Annotated in this window: 15 protein-coding genes and 1 pseudogene; 8 read left to right on the top strand and 8 right to left on the bottom strand. The window is 38.8% G+C overall.

Going from position 1 to position 20,542, the window contains the following annotated elements; translation table 11 throughout:
• The 3 genes and pseudogenes from ACXITR_RS03825 to ACXITR_RS03815 form a co-directional block, all read right to left on the bottom strand.
• Positions 1-303, bottom strand: a pseudogene (locus ACXITR_RS03825) (photosystem II q(b) protein); the annotation flags it as partial.
• A 323-nt stretch (positions 304-626) separates the two neighbouring features.
• Positions 627-1,967, bottom strand: coding sequence for a TldD/PmbA family protein (locus tag ACXITR_RS03820; protein WP_457995904.1), 1,341 nt, complete (start codon positions 1,965-1,967; stop codon positions 627-629).
• A gap of 108 nt (positions 1,968-2,075) precedes the next feature.
• Positions 2,076-2,819 (bottom strand): glycosyltransferase family A protein, encoded by a 744-nt coding sequence (locus tag ACXITR_RS03815; protein ID WP_457995903.1) that lies wholly within the window; start codon positions 2,817-2,819, stop codon positions 2,076-2,078.
• A 179-nt stretch (positions 2,820-2,998) separates the two neighbouring features.
• Between ACXITR_RS03815 and ACXITR_RS03810 the strand changes: the two genes are divergently transcribed.
• The 4 genes from ACXITR_RS03810 to gyrA all read left to right on the top strand — a co-directional run bounded on the left by ACXITR_RS03810 (position 2,999) and on the right by gyrA (position 10,966).
• The gene (locus tag ACXITR_RS03810) at positions 2,999-3,907 is read left to right on the top strand and encodes a sulfotransferase (protein WP_457995902.1); all 909 of its coding nucleotides are present in this window, start codon (positions 2,999-3,001) and stop codon (positions 3,905-3,907) included.
• A 48-nt stretch (positions 3,908-3,955) separates the two neighbouring features.
• Positions 3,956-6,472, top strand: coding sequence for an AAA-type ATPase lid domain-containing protein (locus ACXITR_RS03805; protein ID WP_457995901.1), 2,517 nt, complete (start codon positions 3,956-3,958; stop codon positions 6,470-6,472).
• A gap of 188 nt (positions 6,473-6,660) precedes the next feature.
• Complete coding sequence (locus tag ACXITR_RS03800) at positions 6,661-8,214, top strand: NAD(P)H-quinone oxidoreductase subunit N (RefSeq protein ID WP_457995900.1); 1,554 nt, start codon at positions 6,661-6,663, stop codon at positions 8,212-8,214.
• Between the two features lie 175 nt (positions 8,215-8,389).
• Positions 8,390-10,966 carry a DNA topoisomerase (ATP-hydrolyzing) subunit A gene (gene gyrA, locus ACXITR_RS03795; RefSeq protein ID WP_457995906.1) on the top strand — a complete coding sequence of 859 codons (2,577 nt, stop codon included), beginning with the start codon at positions 8,390-8,392 and terminating at the stop codon, positions 10,964-10,966.
• Positions 10,967-11,005: 39 nt separating this feature from the next.
• Here gyrA and ACXITR_RS03790 read toward each other — a convergent pair whose 3' ends face one another.
• Positions 11,006-12,187 (bottom strand): aldo/keto reductase, encoded by a 1,182-nt coding sequence (locus tag ACXITR_RS03790; RefSeq protein ID WP_457995899.1) that lies wholly within the window; start codon positions 12,185-12,187, stop codon positions 11,006-11,008.
• Positions 12,188-12,291: 104 nt separating this feature from the next.
• On the bottom strand, positions 12,292-13,584 hold the full coding sequence (locus tag ACXITR_RS03785; RefSeq protein ID WP_457995898.1) for a proton extrusion protein PcxA: 1,293 nt from the start codon (positions 13,582-13,584) through the stop codon (positions 12,292-12,294).
• Between the two features lie 127 nt (positions 13,585-13,711).
• Between ACXITR_RS03785 and hisD the strand changes: the two genes are divergently transcribed.
• Entirely contained in the window at positions 13,712-15,016 is a 1,305-nt protein-coding gene (gene hisD, locus ACXITR_RS03780; protein WP_457995897.1) for a histidinol dehydrogenase, read from the top strand.
• 216 nt (positions 15,017-15,232) lie between these two features.
• On the opposite strand, the gene ACXITR_RS03775 is transcribed toward hisD, so the two are convergent.
• From ACXITR_RS03775 to larE, 3 genes are all read right to left on the bottom strand, one after another.
• Positions 15,233-16,006: a DUF1868 domain-containing protein gene (locus ACXITR_RS03775; RefSeq protein ID WP_457995896.1), complete on the bottom strand. Its 774-nt coding sequence runs from the start codon at positions 16,004-16,006 to the stop codon at positions 15,233-15,235.
• A 233-nt stretch (positions 16,007-16,239) separates the two neighbouring features.
• Complete coding sequence (locus ACXITR_RS03770) at positions 16,240-16,740, bottom strand: cupin domain-containing protein (RefSeq protein WP_457995895.1); 501 nt, start codon at positions 16,738-16,740, stop codon at positions 16,240-16,242.
• Between the two features lie 34 nt (positions 16,741-16,774).
• The gene (larE, locus tag ACXITR_RS03765) at positions 16,775-17,602 is read right to left on the bottom strand and encodes an ATP-dependent sacrificial sulfur transferase LarE (protein WP_457995894.1); all 828 of its coding nucleotides are present in this window, start codon (positions 17,600-17,602) and stop codon (positions 16,775-16,777) included.
• A gap of 135 nt (positions 17,603-17,737) precedes the next feature.
• Here larE and ACXITR_RS03760 point away from each other — a divergent pair, with 135 nt between their 5' ends.
• The 3 genes from ACXITR_RS03760 to ACXITR_RS03750 all read left to right on the top strand — a co-directional run bounded on the left by ACXITR_RS03760 (position 17,738) and on the right by ACXITR_RS03750 (position 20,540).
• Positions 17,738-18,130, top strand: a complete 393-nt coding sequence (locus tag ACXITR_RS03760) for a hypothetical protein (protein WP_457995893.1) — start codon at positions 17,738-17,740, stop codon at positions 18,128-18,130.
• A gap of 121 nt (positions 18,131-18,251) precedes the next feature.
• Positions 18,252-19,175 carry a carbohydrate ABC transporter permease gene (locus tag ACXITR_RS03755; RefSeq protein WP_457995892.1) on the top strand — a complete coding sequence of 308 codons (924 nt, stop codon included), beginning with the start codon at positions 18,252-18,254 and terminating at the stop codon, positions 19,173-19,175.
• 63 nt (positions 19,176-19,238) lie between these two features.
• Complete coding sequence (locus ACXITR_RS03750) at positions 19,239-20,540, top strand: phospholipase D-like domain-containing protein (protein WP_457995891.1); 1,302 nt, start codon at positions 19,239-19,241, stop codon at positions 20,538-20,540.
• The last annotated feature ends 2 nt before the right edge of the window (positions 20,541-20,542 follow it).

Below are 20,542 nucleotides of genomic sequence, written 5' to 3'. Positions count from 1 at the left end.
TAAGGATGCTGCTTCCCAAATAGGGTAGAAGTGAAGACCGATAGCGTTAGAGCTAGGTACTACTGCTCCAGAGATGATGTTGTTTCCGTATAATAAAGAACCTGCTACAGGCTCACGGATTCCGTCGATGTCCACGGGGGGTGCAGCTACGAAAGCGATTAGGAAACAAGTGGTTGCAGTTAATAGACAAGGGATCATTAATACACCGAACCAACCTACATAGAGGCGGTTATTGGTAGAGGTGATCCACTGACAAAACTGCTCCCATGCGGAAGACTGTTGTTGTTGTAAAGTGGTAGTCATCTTTTATGATTTCTTTATGATGTTTTCGAGGTACGATAATTGAGTGAATGTATCACTCTGTGTCTATAATAATACACCAAGTAAAGTTTTGTCAAGGATTTTAAGAAATCTTTTTTCGGTAGCCTTCTATGCTAATGAATACCTGCCATGGAGTCTTTTTCAGGGAGAGTGTTTTGAGATTTTTCGGGGATGGAAGAATATTGCACTGATGGTTTATCCTTAGGGGGATTGCGAGGTTGTGGGGGAATATGAATTGCAAAAGAAAAAGCCCCCAATCTGAGAAAATGAGAGCTTTTTTTGGCTAAAAGATTAAAATTGAGGGTTTATTGTCCTGTGATGGATAAACTATCAACCCAAATATGAGGACATACACCACTGGGGGTGATTTCAGCTTCTTCTTCGACAAAAATGATAGATTTTAATAAATCGAGAAAATCTCCTGCTACGGTGGCCGCTTCAATGCTGGTTTTTTCTCCTTTGTTCACTAACCAACCGTCAAAAGGAAGGGAAAATGAGCCTTGTAATGAGTTGACCCCTGCATGGAGGGCTTGGACATCGTCAATGAGGATAACGTTTTCTGCCTCTTTTAAACTATATTGTTGCTCTGGTGGTTGTCCTCGAAAAACATGGAAAAAGTTAGGGCTGATACTCACTTTTGCTCCAATATTGGCGTTGCCTGTGGGTTGGGCTTTCATTCTTTTGGCAGTAACGCTACTGTGGAGGAAATTCGTTAATACTCCTTCGACGATGAGGGGAAGGTTTTGGGTGGGGGTACCTTCTCCGTCAAAGGTTTCTCCGCTGATGTTGGCGGGGTGCAGGGCATTGTCGGATACGGATAGGAGAGGGGATGCTATTTTTTCACCGAGGGATTCGGGGGTGGAAAGACTTTGTTTATCGAGGATGCTTTGGGCGTTATAGAGGTTACTAAATGCACCCAATAGGCTTAGGAAGGCTTCGGGGGAAAAGACGACTCTATATTTTCCTGATTTGATGGGTTGATAGTCTAGGTGGCTAATGGTTTTGGTGACGGTTTCTTGAAAACAGCTATCTATGTCTAGTTTGGGTAGGCTGGGGGCGATTTTGAATGCTCCTCCGCTACGGGGTTTTCTGCCTTCTTGTTCGGTGGTGGCGTATAGATAAATGGTGGCGTAGGTGCGGTTTTCTTCTCTTAATGCTCCTTCGCTGTTGAGGTAGAATCTCTCTATTTCTTGTTCTGATATTCCATTATAAGGTACCGAGGCGATCGCACTGTGGGCTTTTAATAAGTTATCTTCTACGGTTAAAAGTTTTTCGATTAACTCAGCAGGGGGGGTTTGCTCTCCTAATTCTACTTGGACTTCGGGTAAGGGGGATTTTGCTTTGTCACTAAAATCAGGAATATTTTCTTTCACACCAAAAAAACTAGCTTCATAGGCAGTTTTCAATGCTGCTTCAATGCCTTTATCATCCACGTCGGTGGTGGATGTCACCCCAATTTGGTTATCATCATTCCAAACTCGCACAATGACACTAGATTTCTGGGAGGCTTTTACCTGTTTTGGCTCCCCTTGAAATACTTGAACACTGGTTTGCTCTACCGTTGAGCCATAAATGTCGTATTTTTTGATATTTAACTTTTCTGCTTTTTCTTTGGTGTTAAGGGCGATCGTTTGTACTTTTGACATATAATCCTAAACAATTACTATTTGTGATCAAAAAAAATTACCGAGAAGATTGTGTTCATCCATATACCAATATAGCCAAAACTTTGACTTTTCATTATCGAATAATGATCAATTTAAAGGAAATAATGTAAAATCACTTCTCACCTTATCTGTGAGTTTACGTCTATTTAGCCAATTAAACTTTAATATATCCTCATTACCCGACATATTCTCTCCTGCCCCCAGAGTATAAATTGCTCCAATAAACGGTAATGCCTTTAAGGGTAAATTTTTGGTCTTCATTTTATCAGGAATTTTTTGATGATCAAGATAAAATTTGTAATACCCATATCCCCGATTATATTCAGGGTTATCAGGAATATCTAAGATGTCATATTTAAGAATGTTTGCAGTTCCTGAAAGGGTATAGAATTTACCTCTTTTGATATATATGTAAGGTTCCCCTTCTAAATATTTGTAACCATTAGAAAAATACCAGCCATTACAAGAAGGATGTTTCTCTACAAACGAAGCTAATTTTGAGCTTACACAATCATCCGCATCCACAAACATCACATGAGTCGGGTTAAATTTTTTCGCTTCTACTATTCCTCTTAAAACTTTTCGTCCTTTATCTGTTAGTCCCTTTACAATTCTATTGGGGTGTTCAGGAATATCATAAGTCATCGGTATATATTCCACATCAGGATGAGAAAATGTAATTATTGGTTTTTCATGACAGACTACAAGCACTTTAAAGTGAGAAGATGTTTGATTACAGATAGATTTTAAAGTTCTTTCCAACAATTGACTAACTCTATCCCAAGATTTACATACTTTTTCACTTTTCAGTGGAACTATAAAAACTAGCATATAATTTCATAAAAGATTATAAATTACTACTGATAATAGCTTAGATGAGTAGTTTATTTTTAAATTTATATTTGTAATCAATAATAGTATTTATACTACCTACATTAAAAATTAGATAAAGTATTTTCAATAGCAAGTATAAATTATAGGCTTCAATAATTACATTTTAATTTAATAAAATGAACAAAATAAAAATTTTATATATAGCTGGATGGGGTCGTAGTGGTAGCACTATAATGGCTAGAATTTTAGGACAAATTAACTCTTTCTTTCATGGTGGAGAATTGAGAACTATTTGGAAAGATGGATTAGGTAAAAATAGTACGTGTGGTTGTGGAAAACCCTTAAAAGAATGTCAAACATGGACAAATATTTTCGCAGCAGAAATGCAAAATATTGACATGGTCGATAGCAAATTAATAAGTAATTTAAGAAATAGTGTAGAACCAAAAACAAAAGATATTATATTATCTGCTGTATTTCCTAAACTCATTAATAGAAAACTTGGCTCACAAGAATATATTTCTGCTTTAAAAAATTTATATGCTGGTATTAGAGCATCAACGGATGCAAAACTAATAGTAGATGATTCTTTGCACCCTGGGTATGCTTCTATTTTAAATAGAATTGATAATTTTGAATTATATATACTACACCTAATTCGTGATCCCCGTGGTTGTGCTTATTCTTGGTTAAAGCCATCAAGGTATTTAGGAAATTATAGAGTTAGTGATACTGCTTTGGGTTGGAACTTGAGAAATATTGCTATAGAGTCATTAGCCATGGAACAAAAAAATCATTATTTAAGAATTTATTATGAAGATTTTATAAAAAATCCTCGAGCAATGGTTCAAAATATAGTTGATTTTGTGGGTTTTTCTGATGCAGATTTACCTTTTGTGGCTGATGATGAGGTTGATTTGGGTATTACCCATAGTGTTTTTGGGAATCCTAACCGCATGAAAACGGGGGTAGTTAAGTTAAAGTTGGATGAACAGTGGAAAACTAATTTATCTCGACAAGATTATTTGAAGGTTACGGGGTTATGTCTTCCTCTGATGTTAAGGTATGGTTATCCTAAGAAATAAGTAATTAATCTTAGAATAGACATAGTTTAATAGATTGTGAGTAACGGTATGGAAACGGCTGACTTGGTGACATGGTTAAAAGAGCGCACCGCTATGGGTATTTTACCTGATGAGGTACTAGAGGCGATCGCCCCTAACCTAAGTTTAACCTCTTGGGAAAAGGATGAAACTATCATCGAAGCCAGTCAACCTATTAAAAATGTCTATATTTTAGAAGCAGGGCAAGTAGAAATCAAAGGCACAAAACAAACCTCCTGTTTACTGCCTGGGAGCTTGATAAATCTACGGGAGCTAATTTTGGAACAATCTGCCCAAAATACCATTACCATCCTCACTGAAGCGAAATTATGGGCAATTCCTGCGGAAAAATTTACCCAGTTGATCAAACAATATCCTGCCATAAGTCAAGCCTTTTCCCAACAACTAGCCCAAGAAATTGCCAACCTTTCTTCCCAATTAGATTTTGAACAGGAAAGGAGGGAAATATTACGCCCTTATCTGGTAAACAAAGCCAAACGGGGAATTATCGGTAAAAGTCGCTATGGGGTGAGGTTACGGCAAGATGTAAAAAATGCTTCTAAAGATCATGAATCTGTCTTAATTTTTGGAGAGCAAGGATTAGAAAAAGATAACCTAGCCGCCCTAATTCATTACGGTTCGGGCGATCGCCGTGAGCCTGTTATTAAGGTAGATTGTGCTAAACTTCAGGCCAGTGGAGCAGAAATTTTTGGTAGGGCGGGGGGTAAACCAGGGTTAATTGAAGCCGTAGGTAAAGGCACTTTAATTTTTAATAACATTCAAGATTTATCCTCGGAATTATTACCTTCCATTGTCAAATTGTTAGAAACTAAAACCTATACTGCTATTAATCGAGGGGAGAATATAACTAATAGGGAAAAAGAGTGTTCTGCCCGTTTAATTATCATTGCTGAAAAGGTTATTCCTGACATTAAAAAACTGATTACCCATAATATAAAAGTACCTCCTTTAAGGGTAAGAAAAAGTGACATCGAGGATCAAGTTAATTACTATATCAGTTTAGTTTCCCGCAACAAAAAAATTAATAAACCTCAAATTAGCCCCGAAGCCTTACAACGCTTACAAAGTTACGATTTCCCTAACAATTTACGAGAATTACAAAACCTAATTGAAAGGGCGATCGTGCAAATATCAGGTACAAATGAACTAACGGAAGAAATTATTTGGCCATCTCAAAGCAAAAAACGACAATTTCGCTTCAACCTTTTAACCGCCTATCCTCGTTTTCGTAACTTCCTGCGTAGTCCGTGGTGGCCTGATCGCATTAACTACGGCTTCACTTTAACAGTCTTTGCCCTCGTGGTGATCATTTTATTTATGGGGCCCCAAACTAGGGATCAAAACTTTGCCCTCAATTTATTCTGGGCTTGGTGGTGGCCTCTGATTTTACTAGCTTTTCCCTTTGTAGGTCGTTTGTGGTGTTCTATATGCCCATTTATGATTTATGGAGAAGTAACCCAAAAATTGACCCAAATATTATTTCCCAATTATCAACTGAAAAAGTGGCCAAGAAAAACTGCGGAAAAATGGGGCGGTTGGTTTTTGTTTTCAGGATTTGCTCTCATTTTATTATGGGAAGAACTGTGGGATTTACCAAACACAGCTTACCTTTCTTCCTGTTTATTGTTATTAATCACGGCGGGGGCGATGATTTGTTCAGCTATATTTGAAAGACGTTTTTGGTGTCGTTATCTTTGCCCCATCGGGGGAATGAATGGGATGTTTGCTAAGTTGGCGATGACGGAGTTACGAGCGCAACAGGGTACTTGTTCGGCGGAATGTAATACTTATCAATGTTATAAGGGTGGGGCGGAAAAGGGAGAGGGGCAGGAAACCAATGGATGCCCTTTATATTCCCACCCTGCCCAAATGCAGGATAACCGAGACTGTGTATTGTGTATGACTTGTTTAAAGGCTTGTCCCCATCGTTCAGTTACTTTTAATCTGCGCCCTCCTGCGGTGGAGTTGTGGACGACTCACCAGCCCCGTAGTTATGAGGTGGCGTTACTATTTTTACTCCTTAATGCGGTGTTTTTACATCTGACTCCCCAAATTAATGATTATTTTAATTTAGGTTTAGATTTGGATAATTTTTGGATTCATGGATTAAGTGCGATCGCCCTTATCACTATTCCTGTTATTGTTCCTTTAATAGCCCATGGTGTCATTCGTCTAGTTTGTAAACTAAATCAAATCCAATCCCGTAGTTTTATCGAACTTGCCTACGGCTATCTACCCTTAGTGTTAACCGTCAGTTTGGCTTACTATTTGCAAATGGGTTTAGGGGAAGCAGGGCAGGTGTTACCTCTTATTGCCACTACCTTTGGCTTGGATGGCAGTGGTTTACCCGTTTGGGTTGCCCATCCTGCGGTGATTGCTTTTTTACAGGGAGTAACTATCATTTTCGGAGTTTTACTAACCATTATTTTGAGTCAAAAAATAGCCCGTCAATCCTTCAAACTTCTTTTACCTCAACACTTATCTAGTGTTAGTCTGGGAATTGCTTTTTGGTTATTGATTGTTTAAGGCACTCTGTAAATTTCAAAAGAAAACTACACGGCAAATGATAGGTTTAAGCAAAAAAACTGTTGACCATTACTTATTTTCTGTTGCTTACCGTAACTCAGAGACTTTGAAATCAAGTTTTATTCATGTTCCAGTGTAGGAAGTTTTCAGGTAAGATTGACTATTGATAGTTTTAAAATCAACTAATTATGGATTTTTCTAGTCAAATCGCTAGTCAATTAAATGCGATCGCAATTCTACCAGAAGGAATTGTTATCATTACATTATTATTAGTATTAATAGGAGATTTAATCTTTGGACGTAAATCCGCCTCATGGTTGCCCTACGTTGCCATCGGAGGTTTATTAGCGTCGGTGACAGCCCTAGTTTTGGGCTGGGATAATCCCAATCCTCAATCATTTTTAGGCTCTTTTGTGGGTGACAACCTCAGTATTGTATTCCGCATCATTGTGGCACTTTCAGCGGCCGTTACCATCACCATGAGCATTACTTATATTGAAAATACAGGTACAGCCCTATCGGAGTTTATTTGTATTTTACTCACCGCCACCCTTGGGGGGATGTTTCTCTGTGGTGCGTCGGAATTGGTAATGATTTTTGTGTCCTTGGAGATGCTCAGTATTTCCTCATACCTGATGACAGGATACATGAAAAGAGATCCCCGTTCCAACGAAGCGGCTTTGAAATATCTTTTGATTGGGGCGGCTAGTTCCGCTATTTTTCTCTATGGCTTATCCTTATTGTACGGATTATCAGGCGGTTTAACCGATATAAATGCGATCGCCTCTACCATTCAAGTCGGCATTGGATTAGAATCTTTAGGTTTAGCCATTGCCCTCGTTTTTGTCATCGCAGGTATCGCCTTCAAAATTTCCGCTGTACCATTCCACCAATGGACTCCAGACGTTTACGAAGGTTCTCCTACCCCCGTGGTTGCTTTCCTTTCCGTAGGTTCAAAAGCCGCAGGATTTGCCCTAGCCATTCGTTTACTCGCCACCGCCTTTAATCCCATGGGAGAACAATGGCAATTCATTTTTACCGCCCTAGCCATCCTCAGTATGGTACTAGGAAACGTCGTAGCCCTTGCCCAAACTAGCATGAAAAGGATGTTAGCATACTCCTCCATCGGTCAAGCAGGGTTTGTGATGATTGGTTTAGTAGCCGACTCTCAGGCAGGGTATTCCAGCATGATATTCTACCTATTCATCTACCTATTCATGAACCTTGGTGCCTTTACCTGCGTGATTCTTTTCGCCCTCAGAACAGGTACTGATAAAATTAGCGACTATGCAGGATTATATCAAAAAGATCCCCTTCTCACCCTCGGTTTAAGCCTCTGCTTACTCTCCCTTGGCGGGATTCCTCCCTTGGCAGGATTTTTTGGTAAAATTTACATTTTCTGGGCAGGATGGCAAAGTGGGCTATATGGTCTAGTTTTAACCGCCCTCGTCACCAGTGTAATTTCTATCTACTACTACATCCGAGTGGTGAAAATGATGGTAGTAAAAGAACCCCAAGAAATGTCTGAAGTCGTGAAAAGATACCCCCCCGTGCGCTGGAATTTACCCGGTATGCGTGCGATGCAAGTATCCCTTGTGTTACTGGTGGTAGCCACTTCTTTAATTGGTATTCTTTCTAACCCCGTGGTAACCATTGCGAATAATTCCGTTACCAGTAGTGCTGTCTTAGAAAGTGCCATTTCACCGAATCAGCTAGTGGGTGATATTGCTATCAATAAATAAGCTCATCAAATTTTCGTCTTACAAAGACACAAAGATTTTGAATTAAGTGGGGTTGATTTACCGTCAGCCTCATTTTTTTTATTTACTCCCCATTGCCCATTATCCATTGCCTAATCGTGATTTTCAGAGGTCTAATATATGTTAAAATAGCATTAATTTCGTGACTCAAAATTATATGACCTCCATCCAAGAACGCATTGTACCAACCAATCTAACCAGTGAAATGTCAAACTCTTACCTAGAGTACGCCATGAGCGTTATTGTGGGTAGGGCTTTGCCCGATGCAAGAGATGGTTTAAAACCAGTTCACCGTCGTATTTTATACGCCATGTATGAGCTAGGATTGACCCCTGAACGACCTTTCCGTAAGTGTGCAAGGGTTGTGGGGGAAGTCTTGGGTAAATACCACCCCCACGGTGACTCGGCGGTATATGATGCCCTTGTGAGGATGGCACAGGATTTTTCCATGCGTAGTCCCTTAATTAATGGTCATGGTAACTTTGGTAGTGTGGATAATGATCCCCCAGCGGCCATGCGTTACACAGAATGTCGTTTGCAATCATTGGCTACCAACGGACTTTTAAGGGATATTGAAGCGGAAACCGTTGATTTTATCGATAACTTTGATGGCTCACAGCAAGAGCCTGTGGTACTTCCTGCGAGGATACCCCAACTGTTGTTAAATGGTACAACGGGTATTGCCGTGGGGATGGCGACAAATATTCCCCCCCACAACCTCGGCGAATTGATTGATGGTACCATTGCCATGATTCATAATCCTGAAATTACTGACATCGAATTAATGCAGTATATTCCAGGGCCTGATTTTCCCACAGGGGCGCAAATTTTGGGCAGACAAGGCATCAAAGAAGCCTACACCACGGGCAGAGGTTCGGTAACTATGCGGGGGGTAGCTAGTATTGAAACCATTACCCAAAGGGGCAGACAGGATAAGGAAGCTATTATTGTTACGGAGTTACCTTATCAAACCAACAAAGCCTCTTTGATTGAGAAAATCGCTGACTTGGTTAATGATAAAAAAATTGATGGTATCTCTGATATTCGGGATGAGAGCGATCGCAACGGGATGCGCATTGTCATAGAATTAAAAAGGGATGCCTACGCTAGGGTAGTATTAAACAACCTCTACAAACAAACCACCATCCAAAGCAACTTCGGTTGTAATATGTTGGCATTAGTGGGTAACGAACCTCAACTTTTAACCCTCAGAAAATTCCTCGAAGTATTCCTTGATTTTAGGGTAGAAGCCATTACCCGCCGTACCCAATATCGTCTCCGTAAAGCCGAAGAAAGGGATCATATTTTACAGGGTTTACTCATTGCCCTCGGTAACCTAGACGCAGTCATTCGCTTGATAAGAAGTGCCTCTGATACTGCTAATGCCAAACAACAGTTAGTAGAAGATTTATCCCTCTCCGAGTTTCAAGCCGACGCTATTTTGCAAATGCAACTTAGAAGACTCACCGCCCTAGAAGCTGAGAAAATCGAAGCCGAACATCAAGATTTATTAACCCAAATTATCGACCTAAGAGATATTCTTGAGCGTCGGGAAAGAATTGATGCCATCATCGAAGAAGAATTAACCGAAATCAAAAATATCCATGCCACCCCCCGCCGTACGGAAATTATCCAAGGGGATGGAGATTTAGTTGATATTGATTTAATTGCCAACGAACAAGTAGCCATTATCTTAACCGAACAAGGCTATTTGAAAAAAATGCTCGTGAGTACCTTTGAAGCTCAAAACAGAGCCACCAGGGGTAAAGCAGGGGCAAAAATGAAGGAGAATGACGAGGTACAACACTTCCTCACAGGGTGTGAACATGATACGGTGCTTTTCTTTAGTGATAGGGGGGTGGTGTATGCCCTCAGTGCCTATCAAATACCCTCTAGTTCCCGTAATGCAAGGGGTATGCCCATTATCCAAATGCTACCTATCTCCTCGGAGGAAAAAATTACCTCCATCCTAGCGGTAAGTGAGTTTACTGACCATGAATATTTAGTAATGCTCACCCAAAATGGCTTTATTAAAAAAACCGCCCTTTCTGCCTATGGGAATATCCGTAGTAACGGTTTAATCGCTATTTCTTTGGCGGAGGGTGATGAATTACGCTGGGTACGTTTGGCCACCGCTGATGATAGTATTTTAATTGGCTCTCGTCGAGGTATGGCAATCCATTTCCATGCTGATAATGATCAACTGCGCCCCCTCAGTCGTACGGCGAAAGGGGTTAAATCCATGAAGCTACGCAAAGGGGATCAATTAATTAGTATGGATATTATTCCTTCTCAGGTGGTGGCAACCATTGGGGAGGCGGATGACAATGAGCCTGATAATGATACGGAGGAAGAATTAACCAATGATACCGCAAAGGATGCACCTTGGGCTTTGGCGGTGACCACTAGCGGTTATGGAAAAAGGGTTCCTGTATCCCAATTTAGGTTACAACGACGAGCGGGGTTAGGTTTGAGAGCCATTCGTTTCCGCAAATCCACGGAAGAATTAGCTGCCTTACATATCGTCAATCCTGATGATGAGTTTATGATTATCACCACCAAGGGTATTATTATTCGTTGTGATGTTAATGCTGTTTCCCTCCAATCCCGTAATGCTAGTGGGGTAAGGGTTCAGAAATTGGATGGGGATGATGCGATCGCAGCGGTTGCCCTTGTACCTCCTTCTAGTGAAGAAACCAGCGAGGAAGCCATTGCCGAATCCTTAGATGATTAAGGGTGGGGGTTGAATATTGTTCAACCCCTCGGATAAACCCTAACTTTGGGATAAACGCTTAACCTCTTGCCCCCCCAACAAAGACTGTGCCTCCGCCAAAAAGTGAGGAATTTTGTCCCCATGGGGGCTTTTAGTCAAACAAGAAGTTAAATCAACCTTCTCCAATTTATCCGCCTTTTGCCCGGGAAACCAATGCCCCCCATTACCCAAGAGGTTGTAACGCATTTTGCCATATTCTACCATGTCATAGGCGATCGCCAAATTCCGTAACCATAAAATAGTAGGAATATTGATGTTACCCGGAGTTTCCTGATAACTAGGCAATCCTCGCCGCCATGTTTTTAACCAATTTTCCCCCAAAACCTTTTTCGCTTCATACTCCAGTCTGTCAATAATGGGGGGTAATAACTCCCCTGCCTTTTCTAACAACGGTAAAGTCTTGATATGCTCATCAAAATCCTCTGGTTTTGCCGCCCCCAGACTAAGGGTATGCACTTGAGAATGGGAAAGACAGAATAAATTGTTAAATACTATGGGGCTAAGGGGTTGACATAATTCAACTAATTTAGGGGAGGGTTGATACAATAATCCCCCTTTATTAGAAGGACTGATAATAAACACCCCCATATCTAGTTTATTCGCCTCCACAATAGCCCGCCAATTTTCCTGATTAATCCAATACCAATGTAAATTAACATAGTCAAACTCATTAGTTTTGATGGTATCGATAATCACCGAGGTATCCCCATGGGTAGAAAATCCTACATATTTTACTTTTCCTTCCCTTTGCAACTTGCGCACCTCATTCAGACAACCCCCTTTGTTGATACTCATTTCTAGTAATTCAGGAGTATTAATGCCATGGATACCTAATAAATCGACATAATCTAATTGTAAATACGCCAAAGACTTATCAAAATTTTCCCTAAATTTGCCACTGTCTTCATAGGGAGAAACCTTGGTTTGAATTATTAAATCCTCTCGGGGAAATCGAGGTAATATTTGCCCTAATTGCATTTCCGATGAGCCATAACCCCTTGCGGTTTCGATATGATTGATACCTAGGTTAATACTACGTCTGATGACAGCTTCTAAGTTATCCTGATTATCTTGGGGTATATCTTTTTGGGGTACATCTTGCCATTTGTATTGGTAGCGCATTCCTCCGCAGGAAAATACTGGCATTTGTAATTCTGTTCTACCAAATCTACGGTATAGCATAGGGAAAAACTCAGTTAATGGACTGTTTTCTTAACATAACTTTACCATATTTTAAGAAATATTTTTACTGTCCCTTCCATTATGCTCCATCAAATCCACCCCCATTAGGACTCATTCATATTCTTATAGGTAGCCACTGCCGAAGGGGATATACGGTTAAGATAACGAAAAATCCAATACTTCAACACCGTATCGAGGATGACAGGAAAAGTAGCAATGAATAAAAAGTTAAAATCTCGATTCTCCGCTAAACCTAGATGACGGGCAACACTTTCCAATACGATTTCCCAACCATGGGGGGAGTGGAAACCTACAAATATATCAGTAAAAAGAATGATTAAAAATGCTTTGGCAGAGTCACTTAAGCCATAAATTAATTCATCTAAAAAAGATTTTAAAACCTGCAATTCTTGACGACTGGAAACAAGGATAATGGCAAAAGAGATAAAAGCAAAGATGTCAGAAAAAATATTTTTGATGCCGTTAGCACTTTGGCGACGATAATCTTGGGCTAATTCTTGGGCTTTTTCTTGGATGATAATTTCTTTTTCTTCGGTGGGTAATCGTGGCATTAAGCCAATCATGGTTTTTAGTTGGATATTTTCTTCAAAAATCCTTAATTCGTTGAGGGCTTCTTCTTGTAAGTCTTGGTTAATAAAAATGATGTCTTGATGTTTAGCAAAATAAGGATCAACAAACGCTCTACCAATGGCTATTTTACTGATATTGTGAACTAAAATAGGGATTATGATCAGGAATAAAAGAAATTTTACTGATACAGCTGTTTTATATTTAGAGCGACGAAAACGGTTAATTAATTCTTCTTCTGTGTCGCTAGAATCTGGATTAATTTCATCTTTTATTTTCGTTAATGTTCTTAAAAAAGAACGGGGTAAGACACTGGTTTTGTCGGAGACGGTTTCTTTTATCTTTTTGTCTTCCCCCGCAGGAATATCGATAATAGGATTTTTTGTTTCTTTGGCAAGATTAGGAACTGTTTTAGGGTTAATGTCTGACTGTTGTTGATATTTATTTACTATTTGGTCAATTAAATTAAGTTTTTCGATGATTAATGATTGACTCAGGGCTATATTTTGATTATTATTTTCGTAGGAATATTTTTGTTTATTACTAGAGAATATGTTATTAAAATATTGACTTGTTTTAAACTGGGTTAGTTTAAGATCAATCGCCTTTAAATTGCTTTTTAATTCCCCCTGAAAATAAGCAAAAACTCGTTCACTGTGTGCGCCATTTTGAAGGATTATTTTTTTGCCTTGAAAGTGATCATTTTCGATGTTTTTAATGGTCAGTGCAGCCTGATAAGCAGATTCAAGGGCATTTTCGGCACTACGGGCAAGGGAACGTTTTGTATAGCGAAAAATTTTGTTAAACATGAAAGCTAGACAACGATTACATGATTTAATATTTTAAGGTTAATTTTTCGGTATAGACGACAAATTGCCCAATAACATTGTTATCATAAAACATATATTGTAAGGTACACCGTTTGATATATTACAAATGCTGAGAATAATCACAGATAAAGGTGAAGCAAAACAAGAACTAAAAAGAATTGAAAACCGTACTCATAATGATGAAACTCATATTCAAGAGTCCATTGTGAAAGAAATTATTGCGACGGTGAGAAAGTATGGAAATCAAGCCTTGTTTGATTATACTCAGAAGTTTGACCGACAAACTATCAACGAAAGTAACCTTAAGGTTAGCGGTGCAGAAATTGATGCGGCCTATCAACAGATTTCTCGGGGTTTACTCTCGGCTATCAAGTTGGCTGCGAAACAAATTGAGGCTTTCCACGCCCAAAGAGTGCCTAAGTCTTGGGTTAATTTTCCCCGTGATGGGGTGATTTTGGGGAGACGTTATACCCCCGTGGATAGGGCAGGTTTATATGTGCCGGGGGGTAGGGCTTCCTATCCTAGTACGGTGTTGATGAATGCTATTCCAGCAAAGGTGGCGCAAGTACCCCGCATTGTAATGGTAACTCCTCCTAGTGAGGGGGCAAAAATTAATCCTGCGGTATTAGTGGCGGCTAGTGAGGCAGGGGTGACGGAAATTTATCGGGTTGGGGGCGCCCAAGCGGTGGCGGCTTTGGCTTATGGTACGGAAACTATTCCTAATGTGGACGTAATTACGGGACCGGGGAATATATTTGTTACCTTGGCGAAAAAAGAAGTATTTGGCACGGTGGGCATCGATTCTTTGGCAGGGCCTAGTGAGGTGTTGGTAATTGCCGATAAACAGGCGAATCCCGTCCATGTAGCGGCGGATTTACTCGCTCAGGCAGAGCATGATCCCCTGGCGGCGGCTATTTTGATTACGGATTATTTACCCCTGGCACAGGCGGTACAGGAAGAGGTGGTAAAACAGTTGGAAAATCACCCCCGTAAGTTGTTGACGGAAAAGGCGATCGCCCATTATGGTGTAATTATAGTAACGGAAAACTTAGAAGAAGCGGCGGAATTGTCTAACCTTTTTGCCCCAGAACATTTAGAGTTAGAAGTAGAGGAACCTTGGGATTTAACCTCCCATATACGCCACGCAGGGGCTATTTTCTTGGGTAACTCAACCCCAGAAGCGGTGGGGGATTATTTAGCAGGACCAAACCATACTCTGCCCACCTCAGGGGCGGCTCGTTATGCTTCTGCTTTGGGGGTAGAAACCTTTATGAAATATTCGAGTTTAATTGAATATAGTCCTCAAGCCTTACAAGGGGTATCCGATGCTATCATGGCGTTAACAGAAGCCGAAGGGCTGCCCTCCCACGGGGATTCGGTGCGGTTAAGGGTTAATAATGATGATCAATAATCGAAGCGCAGGGGTTGCTGATTTTAGGTATTATTTTTAGTCTAGGTGGCAATGGTGATAATATCTCAAAGACTTATTTCTTTGGATAGTTCAGTCATACTTTATCCTAAATCCGATGGATAAACGGTACTGTGTATTTATTATTTATTGGCAATGGGCTTAAGCCCATTGTTCGTTTTATTACTACGCTTTTTACTACCTACACTATTCAAAATATTATTGCAATTTCATCACTGCCCAATCACCCTCACGAATAAAATTAGTCATATCGGTAAATTTTCTGAGTTCAAACTGTTCTACCGTAAATATAGAAGGAGAATTAGCTAACCACTGGTCATTAATTTTTTTCACAGCTAACTCTACTTTACCGGGGTCAAAATTATCGGTAACATTGCCAAAATAACCAAGGGTAATATGGGCGGCAAACTCGTAATTTTGCTCAATACCCAAAGAAACTATTTTTTCATCCTGATAAATTAGTTGACGTAACTTAATAATAGGTTCATAAAAAGCCTCAGTGGGAGCCAAACAAATGGAAATAGCACGGGGAAAAACAGAAATTCCCAATACATCAAATTCGTAAGGTTTTACTTCTTTATAAACAGTTTTATAATCCTTAAAAATACTATCAATTTGTTTAATTAATAACTGATCAAAATGAGCATCCTGTGCCACGGCATTTAAATATATATCATCCCAAATTAAATCCGCTAAAGTTACATGAAAACTATCGGCAGGTACTGCTACAAAAAAGTCTGAACCCAATGCTTCTACTAGCTGTTGCTGAGTTTGAGCTAACTTTTGATAGAACTCCTGATTATAACTAGATTCTGCATGGGGAGGGGTAATAATAGTATATCCGGGAAATTTGACGGGTTTTTGTCCATCAAACTTAGGAGATGATTGAATATTTTGTATTTGTTGCTCATAGTTGGCCGGGGCAGTCATTTGCACAATTCTATTGATGTAGCTTTGATAGTTTCCATCCATTTTTTTGATCCTCTATTTATTTTTAATTGATAGTATTTATAACTTTTTTAAAAGTGAAATTTATTATAATTTTCAATGGCATATTTGTCAATATATGTTTGCTTTACAATATATTTTGTGCCTCTCCAAGATGCAAAGACACAAAGAATAATAGGAGAATAAAGTTATTTAAGTTTAGGAACTATTTTAGATAAGATTTAAGTGAGTTAATAAGGACTTTATTTATCAATATTTTAATTAATTGTTAATCTAGTAATTAATTTTTGATACTTAGGATATTGATTGATCAATTTATCTGTGGTGGCTAATTCAAAATCTGTAAAGTCAAATCCGGGTGATACGGTGCAACCGATTAAGCTATAGGAATCTGGCTGACTTACTTCTGAGGCAAACCAGTCTCCTTGGTTGATTACTAGCTGAAATATGGGATTATTCCCTGTAATGTCTCCTAGTAATACGGATTTATATTCCCCCGATGGGGTTAAAACGTGGACTTGTAATGGGGTACCACTATAAAAATGGAATATTTCATCACTTTTGAGACGGTGAAAGGCGGAAAATTCTGCCCCTGAGAGTAGATAATAAATGGCAGTGGAACAATTTCTTGATTCTATGACCCTCGATGATAAGCCATCTTTTTTGATAGTATCATGGCTACGGTAGGTTTCTCGATAGTAGCCTCCTTCGGGGTGTTTTTGGAGGTTGAGTTGTTTTATCCAATATGCTGCATTCATTAATTTTTTTGATAGTAAAGATGATTCTTAAATATTAGGTTATTTTTTCTAGTTGGGGACTGTTTATCACTCGGTTTAGTTTTCCACTGCTGTAGCCTTCTAAGTCGAGGGTGACGTAGGTAAACCCTAAGTCTTGGAAATAATTAACTAATGTGGGCAAGTCCACGTCATTTACAAAAGTAGCGATTTGTTGGGGTAATAGTTCGATTCTAGCGGTATCTCCTTGGGATCTTACCCTCAGATTAAGATAACCGAGGTTGCGTAAATAAACTTCTGCCCTCCCGACACGGTGGAGTTTATCGATGGTGATTTCTTCTCCGTAGGGAAAGCGGGAAGATAGACAGGGTTGAGATGGTTTATCCCACCATGGTAGGTTTAATAATTTGCTTATCTCTCTAACTTCTATTTTTGATATACTTATTTCAGCTAATGGCGATCGCACTTTTCTTTCTTTAGCAGCTTCAATGCCGGGGCGATAATCTTGTAAATCATCATGGTTTACTCCGTCTATCACATAAGGATAACCTCTTTTAAGGGCGATCGCCTTTAATTTATCATGCAATTCACTTTTGCAAAAATAACACCGATTGACAGGATTCGAGGTATAGTTAGGGTTATCCATTTCCTCGGTGACAATCATCTCATGATTAATACCAATCACCCGGGCTTGATGTTGGGCTTCGTCTAATTCTTCTGGTAAAAGGGAAGGTGACACCGCCGTAATAGCGAGGGCTTTGTCTCCTAAGACATCATAAGCAACTTTAGCAACTAGGGTACTGTCAATTCCTCCAGAGTAAGCAATTAAAGCCTTATCCATGGTGGCGAAAATACTTCGTAACTTCTCTAGTTTTCCTTGGCTCATTCCGTCTTTTTCCCAAAATCTTACAGTACCATTATATTGTAATCTCTCAAACTTTAAATAATATTCGATCTATATTCACCATCAGATTTACTCTTTTTTGTACCCATTATTAATTATTAATTCTCCATTATAATTATGTCTCAAGATTTAAAATTACAAACTGCTAATTTGTATCTAAACATCCCCGATGAATGGCTCGAGCAATTAGACCATATCGCTTTAAAAAAGGAAAAAAATATAGAAGAGTTAGTCTTAGATATTATCGGTAACTATTTATCTGATAGTAAATTTAACTTAGAAAATAGCCAACTACTAGAAGAATATCAAAAACTTAGTCAACGTTTAGAAGTTTTAGAGAAAAAAGACTATCAAATAGAAAGATTAACCACTAAATTAGAGATTTTAGAAAAATTAGTAGCAACTCTACAAACAAAAGCGGTTAAAGAAGATAGCACAGTTAATAATCAAGGGTGGGATGATGACTTTGAAGATGAGCCTGACGAAGTTTTAACTGACTTTTTATTATAAAAAATTGATCATTTATCTTAATCTTAGTTTGTTTATACTTATCTAATAAACTAATTAAGTTACTTTGCTTATAAAAAAATAATGGTCTTTTGTTATCCTTCAAAAAAATATTACTCTTATTATGGTGAAAAAAAGTATTACTTTAGATAAAGAAATATCATCCTTACAAAAAAATACCCTTGATATATTAGGAGAAAAATTAAAACCATTTTGGTTTTTAGCCCCAGCCCTAATAGTGTTAACCCTGATAGTTTTTTATCCTGCCATTCAAGCCTTTAGTCTAAGTTTTTCTAGTTATGGCTATGACTTAACACAACCTCCCGAGTGGGTAGGTTTAAAAAATTTTGAAAGATTAATTCAAGACGAATTATTCCGAAAAACTTTACTCAATAGTCTTCTTTACATGGTGGGAGTCGTACCTGCTTTAGTTATTTTACCATTGTTTTTGGCGATCGCCGTTAACCAAAAATTAAAAGGCATCAACTGGTTTAGGGCGGCTTATTATACCCCCGTGGTAATCTCCATGGTAGTAGCAGGAATCGCTTGGAGAGCATTATATTGGTCCAATGGTATTTTTAATCAGATTTGGCGAGGATTGGGATTTTCTTCGGGTTTACCATGGCTAACTAGCCCCGATTGGGCAATTTGGAGTGTGATGGTAGTCACCATTTGGAAAGGTTTGGGCTACTATATGGTCATCTATTTAGCTGGTTTACAAAGTATCCCCGCTGAATTATACGAGGCAGGCGCCATTGATGGCTCAGATGGTTTACAAAAGCACTTTGATATTACCATTCCCCTCATGAAACCCTATATTTTCTTAGTGGCGGTAATTTCTGCCCTCAGTGCTACCAAAGTATTTGAGGAAGTATTTTTATTAACCCAAGGAGGGCCACGCAATAGCTCAAAAACCATCGTTTACTATATCTATGAAAAGGCATTTCAAGATTTAGACATCAACTATGCTAGTGCCATGGGTTTAGTCTTATTTGTGGGTATTTTGGTACTTTCCATTGCTAATTTAATGTTATCTCGTTCTCGGTAGTTTCTGGAAAATTTGTGGACAATTTATGGTTGAATAGACAAGAGTAGTCTTGTTTCAAATCAGATGAAAATCAACAATATATTGGTTGGGATACTTTCTTGTTTTTTAGTGCTTTATGGTTGTCGAAATGAAGTATCTATTCCTCAGATAAACAGTTTTTTACCCCTTCCTCAAGATCCAAATATTCAGGTATATTTTAATCATAATCCACAAACAGAATATACCGAACCCTATCGAGCTATTACCCGAGCGGGAGATAATTTAGAACAGATTTTAATAGATGCTATTAACAGCGCAGAAAATACCATTGATATTGCCATCCAAGATATTAATTTACCAGATTTAGCAAGGGCAATAGTCGCTCAACACCAAGCGGGAAAAAAAGTAAGAGTAATCATCGAAAATAACTATAATCTAAGTTTAAATAACCTTGGACAAGATCATGGTTTAGCCATCCTAAAAAGGAATAATATTCCCATCATAGATGACACAGAAGATGGTAGTAAAGGTAGTGGCTTAATGCACCATAAATTTGTGATTATTGATAATAAAAAATTGGTTACGGGTTCAGCAAATTTTACCCTCAGTGGTACCCATGGAGATTTAGATGATGAAAACACCAGAGGTAATGCAAACCATCTTTTAGTCATTGATAACACCTCCCTTGCCAGAATTTTTGCCCAAGAATTTAACTATATGTGGGGTGATGGAGTAGGGAATAAAAAAGATAGCCTATTTGGACTACAAAAGCCCTTTCGTCCAGCCCAAACTTTAACCATTGGAGAAAGTCAAATTACCGTTAAATTTTCTCCCACCTCTCGCACCCGTCCATGGGAAGAAAGTACCAATGGTTTAATCGATAAAACTTTAAAAAAAGCTCAAGAATCCATCGATTTAGCCCTATTTGTTTTCAGTAAACAACCATTATCAAATACCCTCGAAAGAAGTAGTTTACAAGGGGCGAAAATAAGAGCATTAATTGATCCTCTTTTTGCCTATAGATATTATAGTGAAGGGCTAGATTTATTAGGAGTTGAATTAAGCAATAATTGCCAATTTGATGATAATAATAACCCATGGGAGAATGCCATTGATACGGTGGGCATACCAAATATTTCTCGGGGGGATAAACTCCATCACAAGTTTGCTTTAATTGATAACAGAATTATTATTACAGGTTCCCATAATTGGTCCGCTGCGGCAAACTATACTAATGATGAGGCATTATTGGTTATAGATAATTCTACCGTTGCTCAACATTTTCAGAGAGAATTTGATCGTCTTTATGATGGTGCTATTTTGGGGGTAACTGATAGGTTACAACGGCGCATTGAGGAGGATAAAAAGGAATGTGGAGTTAATTAATC

This window comes from Cyanobacterium sp. (assembly GCF_054166785.1).
This window is presented reverse-complemented; position numbering and strand designations above follow the sequence as displayed.